We start from the raw sequence: 17,436 nt of genomic DNA on the forward strand, positions 1-17,436 counted from the left end.
TATTCAATAGGTATGATAGTCGCAGGCTTTGGTACGAAATCATGGCGAACCGCGCGGACTTCGGGTAATCTGCGCGCTTCGCGCAGCGCTGGTGGAGAAAAGCATGAACGATGAAATGAAAGGTAAAAGCGGCAAGGTCAAAGTGATGTATGTCCGCAGTGATGATGATTCTGATAAACGTACCCACAACCCGCGTACCGGGAAAGGGGGCGGGCGTCCAGGAAAATCTCGTGCTGACGGTGGCCGTCGCCCCGCCCGCGATGACAAACAGAGTCAGCCCCGTGACCGCAAGTGGGAAGATTCGCCGTGGCGCACGGTTTCCCGCGCGCCGGGTGATGAGACGCCGGAAAAGGCCGATCACGGTGGCATCAGTGGTAAAAGTTTTATTGATCCGGAAGTGTTGCGTCGTCAGCGTGCGGAAGAAACCCGCGTCTACGGCGAAAATGCATGTCAGGCACTTTTCCAGAGCCGTCCGGAAGCGATTGTTCGCGCCTGGTTTATCCAGAGTGTAACGCCGCGTTTTAAAGAAGCCTTGCGCTGGATGGCAGCAAACCGCAAAGCGTACCATGTGGTGGATGAAGCGGAATTGACAAAAGCGTCAGGCACGGAACATCACGGCGGCGTTTGCTTCCTGATCAAAAAGCGTAATGGCACAACCGTGCAGCAGTGGGTAAGCCAGGCAGGCGCGCAGGATTGTGTACTGGCGCTGGAAAACGAATCTAACCCGCATAACCTGGGTGGCATGATGCGCAGCTGCGCGCACTTCGGCGTGAAAGGCGTTGTGGTGCAGGATGCGGCACTGCTGGAGTCGGGGGCGGCTATCCGTACCGCAGAAGGCGGCGCAGAGCACGTTCAGCCGATTACTGGCGACAACATTGTTAACGTGTTGGATGATTTCCGTCAGGCAGGTTACACCGTAGTGACCACTTCCAGCGAGCAGGGGAAACCGCTGTTCAAAACCAGTCTGCCAGCGAAAATGGTACTGGTGCTGGGTCAGGAATATGAAGGGTTACCGGATGCCGCACGCGATCCGAACGATCTGCGCGTGAAGATTGACGGTACGGGCAACGTTGCCGGGCTGAATATCTCTGTTGCAACCGGCGTTTTGCTTGGTGAATGGTGGCGTCAGAATAAAGCCTGATAAATCAGCCGGGTGGCAACTCTGCCATCCGGCATTTTACCGCAAATTTACTCACTCTCTGCCGGTAATACTGGCATCCAGTCAATCGGCGTCTCGCCACGTTGTTCCAGCCACTGATTTGCCAGCACAAAATGGTTGCAGCCAAAGAATCCACGATGCGCCGAAAGCGGCGACGGATGCGGTGCTTTCAGTACATGATGGCGTTGCTTATCTATAATCGCCCCTTTCTTTTGCGCATGTGATCCCCACAACAAAAACACCACGCCTTCGCGGTGCTGGTTAATCAGGCTGATGACTTTATCAGTAAACGTCTCCCAACCGAGGCTGGCGTGGGAATGCGCCTGACCTGCGCGAACCGTCAACACAGTATTGAGCAGCAGAACGCCCTGACGCGCCCAGCTTTCGAGATAGCCATGATTAGGGCGGGTGAAGCCCGGAATAGTATTTTCCAGCTCTTTATACATATTCAATAATGACGGAGGAATGGCAATGCCGGGACGAACGGAAAATGCCAGACCATGCGCCTGTCCCGGTCCGTGATAAGGATCCTGGCCGAGAATCACCACTTTAACGTCACCCAACTCGGTAAAGCGGAACGCGTTAAAGACATCTTTTTGTGGTGGATAGATAGTGACGCCGGACTGCCGCTCGCTGGCGACGGTCTGAAGGGTATTAAGAAAATAAGGTTGTTGCTTCTCTTCAGCCAGCACGTCATGCCAGGTTAATTCGTTAGCCATCTCGCTCTCCTGCGAATCTTCAATCCGCCTAGCTTAACTGCTTCTTTCTACAGAACAAAATCATGCTCATTTTTTAGACTTAAACGAGTGCAAAAAAATGTAAATTGGTAAAATTTCACACCCGCATAAGTTGATGTAAAACAATAAAATCCATTTACGACCACAATCGATGTGTGGTTTTTATTGATTTAAATCAAAGAATCAAGGGTGGTTGAGGAGTATATATACACTCAAGCAACAATGGTTTTACCAATTGGCCGCGACAGGCTGAACAAATCAAATAATTTTGCCGGGGAGGCATCACATGATTACAGGTATCCAGATTACTAAAGCCGCTAACGACGATCTGCTGAACTCTTTCTGGCTGCTGGACAGCGAAAAAGGCGAAGCACGTTGCATCGTTGCAAAAGCAGGTTATGCAGAAGATGAAGTGGTTGCAGTAAGCAAACTGGGTGACATTGAATACCGTGAAGTTCCAGTAGAAGTGAAACCAGAAGTTCGCGTTGAAGGTGGTCAACACCTGAACGTTAACGTTCTGCGTCGTGAAACTCTGGAAGATGCAGTTAAGCATCCGGAAAAATATCCGCAGCTGACCATCCGTGTATCCGGTTATGCAGTTCGCTTTAACTCTCTGACTCCGGAACAGCAGCGCGACGTTATCGCTCGTACCTTTACTGAAAGCCTGTAAGGCTTAAGTAGCAAGTTACTAAGCGGAAGAGGGCGACCTCTTCCGCTTTTTTTCGTTAATAGAAAATGCGTACCGCGCAATAGACCAGCAACAGGGCAAGCACGATATTTAACTGGCGACCATACTGGCGAAACAATTGCTGAAACAGATGCCCCGCCAGCGCCCAGCATACATTGCCAAACGTCCCAATCATCGCCAGCAAAACGCTGACGCCAACTACCCAGCTTAGCGCCTGTGTTTGCGGCAGAACAAACGTCGACAGTGCCGTAACACCGTACAAAATGATTTTGACGTTCACAAACTGCAAAGCAAAGCTGGCCCAAAAGCTGATTGGTTTTGCCTGAAGTCCGTCTTCCTTTGTTGGGCTGGTGGCGATTTTCCACGCCAGCCAGACAATATATGCCGCCCCCGCCCAACTCAAAAGGTGTACCGCTGCCGGGTCAATCACTGCCAGTGAAAATGAAATGCCCGCACACAGTAACATCACAATCAAAAATCCCAGACTCATCCCTGCCAGCACGCGGGTACTTTGACGAAATCCATGCGACGTAGCAGAGCTAAGGGCGAGAATATTGTTCGGTCCTGGCGTCATAGCGGTAATCAGGGTGTAAGTCCAAAAAGCACTTAAAAGGGTCGGTGTCACTTGTTATCTCCTCTGTTTTGGTAGACAGTACCCGACACGGAACATTTAAAAAAATGAATGTTTTTATATTCTAGATTCGATATTTTCGATAGGTTTGGGGTTATGGATCTGCGCCGTTTTATTACGCTTAAAACCGTGGTGGAAGAGGGTTCCTTTTTGCGAGCTTCGCAAAAATTGTGCTGTACACAATCGACGGTGACTTTTCATATTCAGCAGCTTGAGCAGGAGTTTTCAGTCCAGTTATTTGAGAAAATTGGCCGACGGATGTGCCTTACCCGCGAAGGAAAAAAGTTGCTGCCGCACATTTATGAACTTACCCGAGTGATGGATACGCTTCGTGAGGCTGCTAAAAAGGAGTCAGATCCGGACGGGGAACTACGCGTTGTTTCGGGCGAAACGTTGCTCTCTTACCGAATGCCGCAGGTGTTGCAGCGTTTTCGGCAACGCGCACCAAAAGTGCGTTTATCGTTGCAGTCGCTGAACTGTTACGTGATCCGTGATGCGCTACTGAATGATGAGGCCGATGTCGGCGTCTTTTATCGCGTAGGGAATGATGATGCCCTGAACCGACGAGAGTTGGGTGAACAATCGCTGGTGCTGGTGGCTTCACCGCAAATTGCAGATGTCGATTTTACTGAGCCGGGAAGACATAACGCCTGTAGCTTTATTATCAACGAACCGCAATGTGTCTTCCGGCAGATATTTGAGAGCACGCTGCGTTAGCGGCGGATCACGGTGGAAAACACCATTGAGCTGTTAAGCATTGAAAGTATCAAACGTTGTGTCGCGGCGAATATCGGTGTCAGTTACTTGCCCCGCTTTGCGGTGGAAAAAGAGCTTGAGAGCGGAGAATTAATTGAATTGCCTTTTGGCGAACAGTCGCAGACCATTACGGCCATGTGCGCACACCATGCTGGAAAAGCGGTTAGCCCGGCGATGCACACTTTTATTCAGTGTGTTGAAGAGAGTTTTGTGGCTGGATAAAAATAATGTCGGGATTAAACCCGGCATTTAACTTGTCGACAAAGTGCGCTTTATTCATGCCGGATGCGGCGTGAACGCCTTATCCGGCCTACAAGATCGTGCAAATTCAATATATTGCATGAGCCACGTAGATACTGTTATGGCCTGCAAGTTTTTTCCTGGTCCGGTTTCCCGGATTGCAGGCATGCCAGACACAGCGCCGTCAGGCGCTGTTTTTTTCATCCCTTCCGCGATTTTTACGCCGCTACCGGATTATGCCGTGACGCATCGAACGGCACGCCTGACTTCAGCACTCCATACGCCACCTGTGCCAGCTTGCGCATCATCGCGCCGAGAATCACCTTTCCTTTCTTGCCATTAGCCGCCAGACGGTCGCGGAACGCCCGTCCCCACTCAGTCTTACTGGTGGCTACCATTGCGGGCATATACAACGCCCTGCGAAGCGACACATGTCCGGCCTTACTCATCCGGCTCGCCCCTCTCACACTGCTACCTGATTCATAACGCCGTGGTGTCAGACCCGCAAAAGCGGCGAACTGTCTGGCATGGGCGAAGCGGTCCTTCAGACCGATATAAGCCAGCAATACCGCAGATGTTTTCTCTCCGATACCCGGGATGCTTTCCAGCAGTTTCCTGCGGTGTTTCATATCCGGATCATCGTCTGTCAGGTCTTTTATCTGCTTCTCAAGACGCTTCAGCTCTGCTTCAAGCCACAGAAGGTGAGCATCAATGCTCGGTCTCTGGACTTCCCGCGCCGTTTCAGTGCGATTCAGTTCCTGCGTGTGCATATCTGTCAGCGCCTGGTGGCGGACTACCAGGGCACGCAACGCGCGTTCAAGCGGGTGAGGCGCTTCCCAGGCTGCAGGGCGCTTCTGACGACAGAACTCTGCCAGCATGCGCGCATCCACGGTATCAGTCTTGTTACGCAGTCCTTCACTCTGAGCGAAAGCTTTACCCAGCGCAGGATTAATGACTGACACTATGTAGCCAGCATCGTAAAGGCACTCAGCGACAGGTTCCATATAGGTGCCGGTCGCTTCGATGCAGATATGCGCATGGTCAATCTTGTGACCTTTCAGCCAGCTCACCAGCTCATCGTGCCCTTTAGTGGTGTTAGCGAATTTTTTGGTGCGATGACGACCATCAGGACGCAACACATCGACATCCAGTTTCTCTTTAGCGGTGTCGATACCGATATAATGAAGTTCATGTTCCATAGTGAAACCAACCTTGCAAATACGGATTACCGGGAAAACCGGTCCATGATACTGTCCGGTTTATCACTTTGGGAGAAAGGCAGTCCGCTGCATAAATCTACGCAACAGGTTAGAACCCAAGGCCCGATACGGCATGCGGACTGCAGGCAGAGAAAACTGGCCGATTTTCTCTGCACTGGAGGGATAATACAAGGCCTGATAAGCGTAGCGCATCAGGCAGTTTTGCGTTTGCCAGCACTTTTAATACCAGGCTTAAACCCGGCATTGAGATTACTCTTCTGTCGTTTGCGGTGGCACGCCCGTTCCGCTTGGTTTACGGCGCTTACCAATATTTTTGGTGTTGCGATGGCGTTTTTTCACCCGCGGCTTCTCTTTCTCTTTAGCTTTTTTCTTCTCGGCACGTTTAGCCAGTACTTTCTTCGATGGCTTGCCGGTCTGCTTTTCGCTTGGCGCACGCGTTTTCGGGCGTAACTCATCAATAACGCGAGCTTTAATTGGCTCTTCAATGTAACGGCCAACCTTGCCCAGCAGCAAATGGTCATGGGCTTCCACCAGCGAAATTGCGGTGCCTTTACGACCGGCGCGCGCGGTACGTCCGATACGGTGCAAATAAGTATCGCCACTGCGCGGCATATCGAAGTTAAAGACGTGGCTGACGTCAGGAATGTCGATACCGCGCGCGGCAACATCGGTTGCAACCAGTACGTTTACGCGACCTTCGGTCAAACGCTTGATCGCTTCGTTACGCTTGCCTTGTACCATCTCACCTTCGAGATAGCAGTTGTTGATGCCCGCTTCGCGCAGCCAGTTTGCCAGCTCATGCACACGTTCACGCTTACGCACAAACACAATTGAGCGGGTCGCTTCCGGCTGTTTTAACAGATGCACCAGCAATGCGGTTTTATGTTCCAGGTCATCGGCGCGGTAATACCACTGATGAATTTTTTTGCGCTCACGGGTGGACGGATTGGCAGAAACCTCCACCGGATCTTCCAGCAGACGCTCGGCAAAGTCCTGAATCGCATCGCCTTCCAGCGTTGCCGAAAAGAGCAGGGTCTGTTTACGCCAGCGCGTTTCGCCAGCAATATGTTCGATATCCTGAGCGAAGCCCATATCCAGCATACGGTCTGCTTCGTCGAGGATCAGCGTTTCAACCGCGCGGCAATCGAAGTTCTCTTCTTTTATGTATTGCAGCAGACGTCCGGTCGTGGCGACCACGATGTCCTGATTTTCGCTGAACACTTCCGCGTGGTTCATATAGGCTACGCCGCCGGTGATGGTGGCGATATCCAGATGCGTATGTTTCGCCAGTTCGCGGGCATGATCGGCCACCTGCATCGCCAGCTCGCGAGTTGGGGTGAGGATCAAAATACGCGGCGGACCGGATTTCTTACGCGGGAAATCGAGCAGGTGCTGCAACGCTGGCAGCAGATACGCCGCCGTTTTACCGGTGCCTGTCGGCGCAGAACCGAGTACATCACGGCCATCGAGCGCAGGCGGAATGGCGGCAGCCTGAATGGCGGTCGGGCGAGTGAAACCTTTATCCTGGAGGGCTTCCAGCAGGCTTTCGTCGAGTTCAAGTTCGGAAAAAGTCGTTACAGTCATGTTCTACCTCTGTGTGGGGCGCTGATTATAGACGTTACGGCTGCAATCTTCATCTGTTTGTATGGATATCGCTTCTCGGGTATTGTTCTCACCCGGTGCTATCGCCGTTTTTCCTGCAAGGTTTTATTTTCATGTCACAGTCTACATCCGTGCTTCGTCGTAATGGATTTACTTTTAAACAGTTTTTTGTTGCTCACGATCGCTGTGCGATGAAAGTGGGAACGGATGGCATTTTGCTGGGCGCATGGGCACCGGTGGCTGGGGTGAAACGTTGCCTTGATATCGGCGCGGGTAGCGGGTTGCTGGCACTGATGCTGGCGCAGCGAACCAGTGACAGCGTGATAATTGATGCCGTTGAGCTGGAAAGTGAAGCTGCCGCGCAGGCGCAGGAAAATATCAACCAGTCCCCGTGGGCAGAGCGGATTAACGTCCATACGGCGGATATTCAGCAGTGGATCACACAGCAGACAGTACGCTTCGATTTAATCATCAGTAACCCACCTTACTATCAGCAGGGAGTAGAGTGCGCGACACCTCAACGGGAACAGGCTCGCTATACCACTACGCTTGATCACCCATCGCTGCTGACCTGTGCGGCGGAGTGCATTACCGAAGAGGGATTTTTCTGCGTGGTGCTGCCAGAGCAGATTGGTAATGGTTTTACTGAACTGGCATTAAGCATGGGCTGGCATTTACGTTTGCGGACGGATGTGGCGGAAAACGAAGCGCGACTGCCGCATCGGGTGCTGCTGGCATTCTCCCCGCAGGCGGGAGAATGCTTTAGCGATCGCTTAGTCATTCGTGGGCCAGACCAGAACTATTCCGAAGCGTATACGGCGCTGACCCAGGCTTTTTATCTGTTTATGTAATGATTGCCGGGGGAAAGGATCGATGGACCGGAATGCGTGAGCAGTTCCGGGTAATCCAGCGTAAAATGCAGCCCCCGGCTTTCTTTGCGCATCATCGCGCAGCGAACAATCAACTCGGCAACCTGTACCAGATTACGCAGCTCCAGCAAATTATTTGAGACGCGGAAATGGGCGTAATATTCGTCTATTTCTTGTTGGAGCATGGTTATCCGCCGCAGGGCACGTTCCAGGCGCTTCGTTGTGCGCACAATGCCAACGTAATCCCACATAAACAGCCGTAGCTCGTGCCAGTTATGCTGAATTACTACCCGTTCGTCAGGGTTCTCAACGCGGCTTTCATCCCACGGCGGTAACGTACTGACGCCGTGGGCATCAGGCATACGTCTGGTGATATCTTCTGCCGCCGACCAGCCATAGACCAGACACTCCAGCAATGAATTCGAGGCCATGCGGTTAGCGCCGTGTAAGCCGGTATAACTCACCTCGCCAATGGCATACAAGCCCTCGACGTCCGTACGCCCATGATCATCAACCATTACACCACCGCAGGTATAATGTGCAGCAGGCACAATCGGTACCGGTTCTTGTGTGAGATCAATCCCCAGCCCGAGCAATTTTTCATAAATCATCGGGAAATGCTGGCGAATAAAATCGGCGGGCTTATGGCTGATGTCGAGGAACATACAATCTGCGCCGAGGCGTTTCATTTCATGGTCAATGGCGCGGGCGACAATATCGCGCGGGGCCAGTTCGCCGCGCTCATCAAAATCGGGCATAAAACGCGTGCCATCCGGGCGCTTGAGATAAGCGCCTTCGCCGCGCAGTGCTTCCGTTAACAGGAAATTGCGTGCCTGTGGGTGATACAGTGCGGTAGGGTGGAACTGATTAAATTCGAGATTGGCAACCCGACAGCCTGCGCGCCACGCCATAGCAATGCCATCGCCAGAAGAAATATCCGGATTGGTGGTGTACTGATAAACCTTCGACGCACCGCCGGTTGCCAGTACCACTGCTTTTGCGTGGCAGGTTTCCACCGTTTCTTTATTTCGGTTCCATACCCACGCGCCAACAACCCGTCGCGTGCCCGGGAGGCCAATTTTGTCAGAAACAATCAGATCAACTGCGTTGCTGCGCTCCAGCACACGAATATTCGGATGGTTCTGCGCCTTGCTCACCAGCGTGGATTGTACTTCTCTACCGGTGGCGTCGGCGGCATGAAGAATACGACGGTGACTATGTCCACCTTCACGGGTCAGATGGTAGCTTTCTTCGCCATTCGGTTGAACGTGGGTATCAAACAAAACCCCTTGGTCAATTAACCATTGCACACAGGATCGTGCATTGCTGGCGACAAATTCAACTGCATGGCGATCGCAAATACCAGCCCCGGCAATCAATGTGTCTTCCACATGCGAGTCAATGCTGTCAGTTTCATCAAACACGGCGGCAATACCGCCCTGGGCATAAAATGTTGAACCTTCCGTTACCGGGCCTTTACTTAGAACGATGACCTGATGCTGGTCAGCCAGGCGTAGCGCCAGTGAAAGTCCGGCTGCGCCGCTACCGATAATCAACACGTCACATGAATGTTCTGGGAGAGTATTCATTTTCTTTGTTTAATTTACTAAACACCGTTTGGTCAGCATAGCATCATGTTGTGCGAATAAACACCTGCTATTTTAATATTTGTTACAGTGGCTAAACACGCTGACGCAGGGCGGCGAGAAAAAGAGAAGTTACTGGCTGGTGGAGGATTAGGTGGTGAAATAAAAAGGCCGTTGGGTTACTCTTCAGGCAGTTAAATGGGCATTTCTACACAGATAATGCGATGTTCAGATTCTGTAGACTTATAATGATAGATAATGATCCGTCTACAGCATGACAAACAAAAACAGATGCGTTACGGAACTTTACAAAAACGAGACACTCTAACCCTTTGCTTGCTCAAATTGCAGCTAATGGAGTGGCGTTTCGATAGCGCGTGGAAATTTGGTTTGGGGAGACTTTACCTCGGATGAGCGAGCAGTTAACGGACCAGGTCCTGGTTGAACGGGTCCAGAAGGGAGATCAGAAAGCCTTTAACCTACTGGTAGTGCGCTATCAGCATAAAGTGGCGAGTCTGGTTTCCCGCTATGTGCCGTCGGGTGATGTTCCCGATGTGGTACAAGAAGCTTTTATTAAAGCCTATCGTGCGCTGGATTCGTTCCGGGGAGATAGCGCTTTTTATACATGGCTGTATCGGATTGCTGTAAATACAGCGAAAAATTACCTGGTTGCTCAGGGGCGTCGTCCACCTTCCAGTGATGTGGATGCCATTGAAGCTGAAAACTTCGAAAGTGGCGGCGCGTTGAAAGAAATTTCGAACCCTGAGAACTTAATGTTGTCAGAAGAACTGAGACAGATAGTTTTCCGAACTATTGAGTCCCTCCCGGAAGATTTGCGCATGGCAATAACCTTGCGGGAGCTGGATGGCCTGAGCTATGAAGAGATAGCCGCTATCATGGATTGTCCGGTAGGTACGGTGCGTTCACGTATCTTCCGAGCGAGGGAAGCTATTGATAACAAAGTTCAACCGCTTATCAGGCGTTGACGATAGCGGGATACTGGATAAGGGTATTAGGCATGCAGAAAGAACAACTTTCCGCTTTAATGGATGGCGAAACGCTGGATAGTGAGCTGCTTAACGAACTGGCTCATAACCCAGAAATGCAGAAAACCTGGGAAAGCTATCACTTAATCCGTGACTCAATGCGGGGTGATACTCCCGAGGTGCTCCATTTCGATATCTCTTCACGCGTGATGGCCGCCATTGAAGAAGAGCCAGTACGTCAACCGGCGACATTGATCCCGGAAGCCCAGCCTGCGCCGCATCAATGGCAGAAAATGCCATTCTGGCAGAAAGTACGTCCGTGGGCGGCACAGCTTACCCAAATGGGCGTAGCAGCATGCGTATCGCTTGCAGTTATCGTTGGCGTCCAGCACTATAATGGACAATCTGAAACGTCCCAGCAGCCCGAAACGCCGGTATTTAATACACTGCCGATGATGGGTAAAGCCAGCCCGGTAAGCCTGGGAGTACCTTCTGAAGCGACCGCAAACAATGGTCAACAGCAGCAGGTACAGGAGCAGCGTCGTCGCATTAATGCAATGTTGCAGGATTACGAACTGCAACGCCGACTCCACTCTGAACAGCTTCAGTTTGAGCAGGCGCAAACCCAGCAAGCCGCTGTACAGGTGCCAGGAATTCAAACTTTAGGAACGCAATCGCAGTAATGAAGCAACTTTGGTTTGCCATGTCATTAGTGACAGGTAGCCTGTTATTCTCTGCTAACGCCTCGGCCACTCCCGCGTCCGGGGCGTTATTACAGCAGATGAACCTGGCCAGTCAGTCACTGAATTACGAGCTGTCATTCATCAGCATCAATAAACAGGGTGTTGAGTCTCTGCGTTATCGACATGCACGCCTCGATAACCGCCCTCTTGCACAATTGTTGCAAATGGATGGCCCGCGCCGGGAAGTGGTACAGCGCGGCAATGAAATCAGCTATTTTGAACCGGGACTTGAACCGTTCACGCTTAATGGCGATTACATTGTTGATTCTCTGCCATCGCTTATCTATACCGATTTCAAACGCCTTTCTCCTTACTACGACTTTATCTCCGTCGGGCGCACGCGTATTGCTGATCGTCTTTGCGAAGTCATTCGCGTGGTTGCCCGAGATGGTACACGCTACAGCTACATCGTGTGGATGGACACCGAATCGAAATTACCGATGCGGGTTGATCTCCTTGATCGCGATGGTGAAACGCTGGAACAATTTCGCGTGATTGCTTTTAACGTCAATCAGGATATCAGCAGCAGTATGCAGACGCTGGCGAAGGCAAATTTGCCGCCGTTGCTTTCTGTTCCTGTAGGTGAAAAAGCTAAATTCAGCTGGACGCCAACCTGGTTGCCACAGGGTTTTAGCGAAGTTTCCAGTAGTCGACGTCCGCTACCGACGATGGACAACATGCCTATCGAATCACGTCTCTATTCCGACGGATTATTCAGCTTCTCGGTAAACGTTAACCGCGCTACGCCATCGAGCACCGATCAGATGTTGCGCACCGGACGCAGAACCGTCAGTACAAGCGTACGTGATAACGCCGAAATCACCATTGTCGGTGAACTGCCGCCGCAAACGGCGAAACGCATTGCCGAGAATATTAAGTTCGGGGCAGCGCAATGATCAAAGAGTGGGCTACCGTCGTCTCCTGGCAAAACGGGCAGGCGCTGGTCAGTTGTGATGTTAAAGCTTCATGCAGCAGCTGCGCTTCACGCGCCGGTTGCGGTAGCCGCGTGTTAAATAAACTTGGCCCGCAAACCACGCATACCATTGTCGTACCCTGTGATGAGCCGTTAGTGCCGGGGCAAAAAGTGGAATTGGGGATCGCCGAAGGCAGCCTGCTTAGCTCCGCATTACTGGTTTATATGTCGCCGCTGGTGGGATTATTCCTCATCGCTTCGCTATTTCAGCTACTCTTTGCTTCTGACGTCGCAGCATTATGTGGTGCGATCCTCGGTGGTATTGGCGGGTTCCTGATTGCGCGCGGCTACTCGCGTAAGTTTGCTGCCCGGGCAGAATGGCAACCGATCATCTTAAGCGTGGCATTGCCGCCTGGCCTTGTGCGATTTGAAACATCTTCGGAAGACGCGAGCCAGTGATTTCACTGGCTTTATTGCATTTTGCATAACAAATGCGAGGACGTTTCCAGATACCACAATCCATACGGTATGAACATTTCCTCGCCTCAATGTTGTAGTGTAGAATGCGGCGTTTCTATTAATACAGACGTTAAGCTCAGAACAGCGACTTCTAAAAGCCTGGTTAACCGGGCATTAAGGCACAATAATCATACTTTATGAAGAATATACGTAACTTTTCGATCATAGCTCACATTGACCACGGTAAATCGACGCTGTCTGACCGTATTATCCAGATCTGCGGTGGCCTGTCTGACCGTGAAATGGAGGCGCAGGTTCTCGATTCCATGGATCTTGAGCGTGAGCGTGGCATTACCATCAAAGCGCAAAGCGTGACGCTGGACTACAAAGCGTCTGACGGCGAAACCTATCAGCTTAACTTTATCGACACCCCGGGCCACGTAGACTTCTCCTATGAAGTTTCCCGTTCGCTGGCTGCCTGTGAAGGTGCATTGCTGGTGGTCGACGCCGGGCAGGGCGTAGAAGCGCAAACCCTGGCAAACTGCTACACCGCCATGGAAATGGATCTCGAAGTGGTGCCGGTACTGAACAAGATTGACCTGCCGGCAGCCGATCCTGAACGCGTGGCGGAAGAAATTGAAGATATCGTCGGCATCGACGCCACCGACGCGGTGCGCTGTTCAGCGAAAACCGGCGTTGGCGTGCAGGACGTTCTCGAACGTCTGGTGCGCGACATTCCGCCGCCGGAAGGCGATCCGGAAGGCCCGTTGCAGGCACTAATTATCGACTCCTGGTTCGACAACTATCTGGGCGTTGTTTCACTTATCCGTATTAAAAACGGCACCCTGCGTAAGGGCGACAAAGTGAAAGTCATGAGTACCGGGCAGACCTATAACGCCGACCGTCTGGGCATCTTCACGCCGAAGCAGGTTGACCGCACTGAACTGAAATGTGGCGAAGTAGGCTGGCTGGTATGTGCGATTAAAGATATCCACGGCGCTCCAGTCGGCGATACCTTAACGCTGGCGCGTAATCCGGCAGAAAAGGCGCTGCCTGGCTTTAAGAAAGTCAAACCGCAGGTATACGCCGGTCTGTTCCCGGTAAGTTCCGACGACTATGAAGCCTTCCGTGACGCGCTGGGTAAACTCAGCCTGAACGATGCTTCACTGTTCTATGAGCCGGAAAGCTCCAGCGCGCTGGGCTTTGGTTTCCGCTGCGGCTTCCTCGGCCTGCTGCACATGGAGATCATCCAGGAACGTCTGGAACGTGAATACGATCTGGATCTGATCACCACTGCGCCGACCGTAGTGTATGAAGTTGAAACCACGTCAAGAGAAGTTATTTACGTCGACAGTCCATCCAAGCTGCCAGCGGTAAATAACATCTACGAACTGCGCGAGCCGATTGCCGAATGTCACATGCTGCTGCCGCAGGCATATCTCGGCAACGTTATTACGCTGTGCGTAGAAAAACGCGGCGTGCAGACCAATATGGTTTACCACGGTAATCAGGTGGCGCTGACGTACGAGATCCCGATGGCGGAAGTGGTGCTCGACTTCTTCGATCGCCTGAAATCTACCTCGCGTGGTTATGCGTCTCTGGATTACAACTTCAAACGCTTCCAGGCGTCCGACATGGTACGTGTAGACGTATTAATCAACGGTGAACGTGTTGATGCGTTGGCGCTGATCACCCACCGTGATAATTCGCAAAACCGCGGTCGCGAGTTGGTGGAGAAGATGAAAGATCTGATCCCACGCCAGCAGTTTGATATCGCCATTCAGGCAGCGATTGGTACGCACATTATTGCGCGATCCACCGTGAAACAGCTGCGTAAAAACGTACTGGCTAAATGTTATGGCGGCGATATCAGCCGTAAGAAAAAGCTGCTGCAGAAGCAGAAAGAAGGTAAGAAACGCATGAAGCAGATCGGTAACGTCGAGCTGCCGCAGGAAGCGTTCCTCGCCATTCTGCACGTCGGCAAAGACAACAAATAACCCTTAGGAGTTGGCATGGCGAATATGTTTGCCCTGATTCTGGTGATTGCCACACTGGTGACGGGCATTTTATGGTGCGTGGATAAATTCTTTTTCGCACCTAAACGGCGGGAACGTCAGGCAGCGGCGCAGGCGGCTGCCGGTGACTCACTGGATAAAGCAACCCTGAAAAAGGTTGCGCCGAAGCCTGGCTGGCTGGAAACCGGTGCTTCTGTTTTTCCGGTGCTGGCTATCGTATTGATTGTACGTTCGTTTATTTATGAACCGTTCCAGATCCCGTCAGGTTCGATGATGCCGACTCTGTTAATCGGTGATTTTATTCTGGTAGAGAAGTTTGCTTATGGCATTAAAGATCCTATCTACCAGAAAACGCTGATCGAAACCGGTCATCCGAAACGCGGCGATATCGTGGTCTTTAAATATCCGGAAGATCCAAAGCTTGATTACATCAAGCGCGCGGTGGGTTTACCGGGCGATAAAGTCACTTACGATCCGGTCTCAAAAGAGCTGACGATTCAACCGGGATGCAGTTCCGGCCAGGCGTGTGAAAACGCGCTACCGGTCACCTACTCCAACGTGGAACCGAGCGATTTCGTTCAGACCTTCTCACGCCGTAATGGTGGGGAAGCGACCAGCGGATTCTTTGAAGTGCCGAAAAACGAAACCAAAGAAAATGGAATTCGTCTTTCCGAGCGTAAAGAGACACTGGGTGATGTGACGCACCGAATTCTGACAGTGCCGATTGCGCAGGACCAGGTGGGGATGTATTACCAGCAGCCAGGGCAACAACTGGCAACCTGGATTGTTCCGCCGGGACAATACTTCATGATGGGCGACAACCGCGACAACAGCGCGGACAGCCGTTACTGGGGTTTTGTGCCTGAAGCGAATCTGGTCGGTCGGGCAACGGCTATCTGGATGAGTTTCGATAAGCAAGAAGGCGAATGGCCGACAGGTGTGCGCTTAAGTCGCATTGGCGGCATCCATTAATAGCCCATCTTCGTTCACGTTGTCGCCGTTATGGCGACAACGTGAATTATTTATGAGATAAATCTCCCGTGGCTAACGACATCCCCCGTCGTTGTGTATAGAATATTCCCCCGAAGTTTAAGGTTGGCACCTCCAGGTTGCCACGGCACACGAAACAGCGTTGGTCCCCATATACCGGTAAACTGAAACTGCAGCGAAGCAGTTAGCAGAGCCATGTATATCAGGTCTGTTTCGTGTGCTGAATTGTTGACGCATTTATTTATTGGTATCGCATGAACCCCATCGTAATTAATCGGCTTCAACGGAAGCTGGGCTACACTTTTAATCATCAGGAACTGTTGCAGCAGGCATTAACTCATCGTAGTGCCAGCAGCAAACATAACGAGCGTTTAGAATTTTTAGGCGACTCTATTCTGAGCTACGTTATCGCCAATGCGCTTTATCACCGTTTCCCTCGTGTGGATGAAGGCGATATGAGCCGGATGCGCGCCACGCTGGTCCGTGGCAATACGCTGGCGGAACTGGCGCGCGAATTTGAGTTAGGCGAGTGCTTACGTTTAGGGCCAGGTGAACTTAAAAGCGGTGGATTTCGTCGTGAGTCAATTCTCGCCGACACCGTCGAAGCATTAATTGGTGGCGTATTCCTCGACAGTGATATTCAAACCGTCGAGAAATTAATCCTCAACTGGTATCAAACTCGTTTGGACGAAATTAGCCCAGGCGATAAACAAAAAGATCCGAAAACGCGCTTGCAAGAATATTTGCAGGGTCGCCATCTGCCGCTGCCGACTTATCTGGTAGTCCAGGTACGTGGCGAAGCGCACGATCAGGAATTTACTATCCACTGCCAGGTCAGCGGCCTGAGTGAACCGGTGGTTGGCACAGGTTCAAGCCGTCGTAAGGCTGAGCAGGCTGCCGCCGAACAGGCGTTGAAAAAACTGGAGCTGGAATGAGCATCGATAAAAGTTACTGCGGATTTATTGCCATCGTCGGACGTCCGAACGTTGGCAAATCCACATTGTTGAACAAACTGCTGGGGCAGAAGATCTCCATCACCTCCCGCAAAGCGCAAACAACTCGTCACCGCATTGTGGGGATCCATACTGAAGGCGCGTATCAGGCGATCTACGTTGATACCCCTGGCCTGCATATGGAAGAAAAACGCGCTATTAACCGCCTGATGAACAAAGCGGCGAGCAGCTCTATTGGCGACGTTGAGCTGGTGATTTTTGTCGTTGAAGGCACCCGCTGGACGCCGGACGACGAAATGGTGCTCAACAAACTGCGCGATGGCAAAGCGCCGGTGATCCTCGCGGTGAACAAAGTGGATAACGTGCAGGAAAAAGCCGATCTGCTGCCGCACTTACAGTTCCTGGCAAGTCAGATGAACTTCCTCGATATCGTGCCGATCTCTGCTGAAACCGGGCTGAATGTCGACACTATCGCAGCAATCGTGCGTAAGCATCTCCCTGAAGCGACCCATCACTTCCCGGAAGATTACATCACCGATCGCTCACAGCGTTTTATGGCGTCTGAAATCATCCGCGAAAAACTGATGCGTTTCCTCGGCGCCGAACTGCCGTACTCCGTGACCGTGGAGATCGAACGTTTCGTCTCTAACGAACGCGGTGGTTATGACATCAATGGTTTGATTCTCGTTGAGCGTGAAGGGCAGAAGAAGATGGTTATTGGCAACAAAGGGGCCAAGATCAAAACCATCGGGATTGAAGCGCGTAAAGACATGCAGGAAATGTTCGAAGCGCCTGTCCACCTTGAACTGTGGGTAAAAGTGAAATCCGGTTGGGCCGACGACGAACGCGCACTGCGCAGTCTCGGTTACGTTGACGATCTTTAAGAGTC

The 17,436-nt window shown here is 51.7% G+C and carries 17 protein-coding genes and 1 pseudogene; 13 read left to right on the plus strand and 5 right to left on the minus strand.

All coding sequences use genetic code 11. The annotated features are described in order from the left end of the window. Nucleotides 1-103: 103 nt before the first annotated feature. Nucleotides 104-1,141 carry a tRNA/rRNA methyltransferase gene (locus tag HGD79_RS21930; RefSeq protein WP_000997403.1) on the plus strand — a complete coding sequence of 346 codons (1,038 nt, stop codon included), beginning with the start codon at nucleotides 104-106 and terminating at the stop codon, nucleotides 1,139-1,141. A 47-nt stretch (nucleotides 1,142-1,188) separates the two neighbouring features. Here the strand turns inward: HGD79_RS21930 and ung are convergent, their stop codons facing one another. After that, a complete protein-coding gene (ung, locus tag HGD79_RS21935; protein ID WP_001262716.1) occupies nucleotides 1,189-1,878 on the minus strand; it encodes a uracil-DNA glycosylase in 690 nt (229 codons plus the stop codon). A gap of 304 nt (nucleotides 1,879-2,182) precedes the next feature. Between ung and grcA the strand changes: the two genes are divergently transcribed. Further along, on the plus strand, nucleotides 2,183-2,566 hold the full coding sequence (gene grcA, locus HGD79_RS21940) for an autonomous glycyl radical cofactor GrcA (RefSeq protein WP_000627807.1): 384 nt from the start codon (nucleotides 2,183-2,185) through the stop codon (nucleotides 2,564-2,566). A gap of 55 nt (nucleotides 2,567-2,621) precedes the next feature. On the opposite strand, the gene eamB is transcribed toward grcA, so the two are convergent. Further along, nucleotides 2,622-3,209, minus strand: coding sequence for a cysteine/O-acetylserine transporter (gene eamB, locus HGD79_RS21945; RefSeq protein WP_000189203.1), 588 nt, complete (start codon nucleotides 3,207-3,209; stop codon nucleotides 2,622-2,624). Nucleotides 3,210-3,311: 102 nt separating this feature from the next. On the opposite strand from eamB, the pseudogene HGD79_RS21950 reads away from it, so the two are divergent. Continuing rightward, nucleotides 3,312-4,193: pseudogene (locus tag HGD79_RS21950) on the plus strand (LysR family transcriptional regulator). A 236-nt stretch (nucleotides 4,194-4,429) separates the two neighbouring features. On the opposite strand, the gene HGD79_RS21955 reads toward HGD79_RS21950, so the two are convergent. Continuing rightward, nucleotides 4,430-5,410, minus strand: a complete 981-nt coding sequence (locus HGD79_RS21955) for an IS110-like element IS621 family transposase (protein ID WP_000399648.1) — start codon at nucleotides 5,408-5,410, stop codon at nucleotides 4,430-4,432. A gap of 270 nt (nucleotides 5,411-5,680) precedes the next feature. Further along, a complete protein-coding gene (gene srmB, locus HGD79_RS21960) occupies nucleotides 5,681-7,015 on the minus strand; it encodes an ATP-dependent RNA helicase SrmB (RefSeq protein WP_069897482.1) in 1,335 nt (444 codons plus the stop codon). A 131-nt stretch (nucleotides 7,016-7,146) separates the two neighbouring features. Between srmB and trmN the strand changes: the two genes are divergently transcribed. Next, nucleotides 7,147-7,884 (plus strand): tRNA(1)(Val) (adenine(37)-N(6))-methyltransferase TrmN, encoded by a 738-nt coding sequence (trmN, locus tag HGD79_RS21965; RefSeq protein ID WP_001298974.1) that lies wholly within the window; start codon nucleotides 7,147-7,149, stop codon nucleotides 7,882-7,884. Here trmN and nadB read toward each other — a convergent pair. Further along, nucleotides 7,869-9,491 carry an L-aspartate oxidase gene (gene nadB, locus HGD79_RS21970; RefSeq protein WP_001094499.1) on the minus strand — a complete coding sequence of 541 codons (1,623 nt, stop codon included), beginning with the start codon at nucleotides 9,489-9,491 and terminating at the stop codon, nucleotides 7,869-7,871. The two genes, trmN and nadB, sit on opposite strands and share 16 nt — an antisense overlap. Before the next feature lie 255 nt (nucleotides 9,492-9,746). On the opposite strand from nadB, the gene rseD reads away from it, so the two are divergent. From rseD to era, 9 genes are all read left to right on the plus strand, one after another. Next, nucleotides 9,747-9,902, plus strand: a complete 156-nt coding sequence (gene rseD, locus HGD79_RS21975) for a rpoE leader peptide RseD (RefSeq protein WP_001303621.1) — start codon at nucleotides 9,747-9,749, stop codon at nucleotides 9,900-9,902. After that, nucleotides 9,899-10,474 (plus strand): RNA polymerase sigma factor RpoE, encoded by a 576-nt coding sequence (gene rpoE / locus HGD79_RS21980; RefSeq protein ID WP_001295364.1) that lies wholly within the window; start codon nucleotides 9,899-9,901, stop codon nucleotides 10,472-10,474. Before rseD ends, rpoE begins: the two co-directional genes overlap by 4 nt. Before the next feature lie 32 nt (nucleotides 10,475-10,506). Continuing rightward, nucleotides 10,507-11,157, plus strand: a complete 651-nt coding sequence (gene rseA, locus HGD79_RS21985; RefSeq protein WP_001168459.1) for an anti-sigma-E factor RseA — start codon at nucleotides 10,507-10,509, stop codon at nucleotides 11,155-11,157. Continuing rightward, nucleotides 11,157-12,113, plus strand: a complete 957-nt coding sequence (rseB, locus tag HGD79_RS21990; RefSeq protein ID WP_000812053.1) for a sigma-E factor regulatory protein RseB — start codon at nucleotides 11,157-11,159, stop codon at nucleotides 12,111-12,113. The genes rseA and rseB overlap by 1 nt, the downstream gene beginning before the upstream one ends. Beyond that, nucleotides 12,110-12,589 carry a SoxR-reducing system protein RseC gene (gene rseC, locus HGD79_RS21995; protein WP_000589068.1) on the plus strand — a complete coding sequence of 160 codons (480 nt, stop codon included), beginning with the start codon at nucleotides 12,110-12,112 and terminating at the stop codon, nucleotides 12,587-12,589. The genes rseB and rseC overlap by 4 nt, the downstream gene beginning before the upstream one ends. Nucleotides 12,590-12,786: 197 nt before the next feature. After that, nucleotides 12,787-14,586, plus strand: coding sequence for a translation elongation factor 4 (gene lepA, locus HGD79_RS22000; RefSeq protein WP_000790168.1), 1,800 nt, complete (start codon nucleotides 12,787-12,789; stop codon nucleotides 14,584-14,586). A 15-nt stretch (nucleotides 14,587-14,601) separates the two neighbouring features. After that, complete coding sequence (gene lepB, locus HGD79_RS22005; RefSeq protein ID WP_000002542.1) at nucleotides 14,602-15,576, plus strand: signal peptidase I; 975 nt, start codon at nucleotides 14,602-14,604, stop codon at nucleotides 15,574-15,576. Between the two features lie 272 nt (nucleotides 15,577-15,848). Then, on the plus strand, nucleotides 15,849-16,529 hold the full coding sequence (gene rnc, locus HGD79_RS22010; protein ID WP_001068343.1) for a ribonuclease III: 681 nt from the start codon (nucleotides 15,849-15,851) through the stop codon (nucleotides 16,527-16,529). Beyond that, complete coding sequence (era, locus tag HGD79_RS22015) at nucleotides 16,526-17,431, plus strand: GTPase Era (RefSeq protein ID WP_000020737.1); 906 nt, start codon at nucleotides 16,526-16,528, stop codon at nucleotides 17,429-17,431. Before rnc ends, era begins: the two co-directional genes overlap by 4 nt. Nucleotides 17,432-17,436 lie beyond the last annotated feature (5 nt).

Source organism: Escherichia sp. SCLE84 (assembly GCF_012584495.1).
In the GTDB taxonomy this organism is placed as follows: domain Bacteria; phylum Pseudomonadota; class Gammaproteobacteria; order Enterobacterales; family Enterobacteriaceae; genus ECMA0423.

Bases quoted from the DNA above. Each gene is read 5' to 3' on its own strand.
- rseA (WP_001168459.1), top strand. From the start codon at position 10,507: ATGCAGAAAGAACAACTTTCCGCTTTAATGGATGGCGAAACGCTGGAT.
- lepA (WP_000790168.1), top strand. From the start codon at position 12,787: ATGAAGAATATACGTAACTTTTCGATCATAGCTCACATTGACCACGGT.
- HGD79_RS21930 (WP_000997403.1), top strand. From the start codon at position 104: ATGAACGATGAAATGAAAGGTAAAAGCGGCAAGGTCAAAGTGATGTAT.
- grcA (WP_000627807.1), top strand. From the start codon at position 2,183: ATGATTACAGGTATCCAGATTACTAAAGCCGCTAACGACGATCTGCTG.
- era (WP_000020737.1), top strand. From the start codon at position 16,526: ATGAGCATCGATAAAAGTTACTGCGGATTTATTGCCATCGTCGGACGT.
- trmN (WP_001298974.1), top strand. From the start codon at position 7,147: ATGTCACAGTCTACATCCGTGCTTCGTCGTAATGGATTTACTTTTAAA.
- rnc (WP_001068343.1), top strand. From the start codon at position 15,849: ATGAACCCCATCGTAATTAATCGGCTTCAACGGAAGCTGGGCTACACT.
- srmB (WP_069897482.1), bottom strand. From the start codon at position 7,015: ATGACTGTAACGACTTTTTCCGAACTTGAACTCGACGAAAGCCTGCTG.
- rseC (WP_000589068.1), top strand. From the start codon at position 12,110: ATGATCAAAGAGTGGGCTACCGTCGTCTCCTGGCAAAACGGGCAGGCG.
- rseB (WP_000812053.1), top strand. From the start codon at position 11,157: ATGAAGCAACTTTGGTTTGCCATGTCATTAGTGACAGGTAGCCTGTTA.
- ung (WP_001262716.1), bottom strand. From the start codon at position 1,878: ATGGCTAACGAATTAACCTGGCATGACGTGCTGGCTGAAGAGAAGCAA.
- rpoE (WP_001295364.1), top strand. From the start codon at position 9,899: ATGAGCGAGCAGTTAACGGACCAGGTCCTGGTTGAACGGGTCCAGAAG.
- rseD (WP_001303621.1), top strand. From the start codon at position 9,747: ATGATCCGTCTACAGCATGACAAACAAAAACAGATGCGTTACGGAACT.
- lepB (WP_000002542.1), top strand. From the start codon at position 14,602: ATGGCGAATATGTTTGCCCTGATTCTGGTGATTGCCACACTGGTGACG.
- HGD79_RS21955 (WP_000399648.1), bottom strand. From the start codon at position 5,410: ATGGAACATGAACTTCATTATATCGGTATCGACACCGCTAAAGAGAAA.
- nadB (WP_001094499.1), bottom strand. From the start codon at position 9,491: ATGAATACTCTCCCAGAACATTCATGTGACGTGTTGATTATCGGTAGC.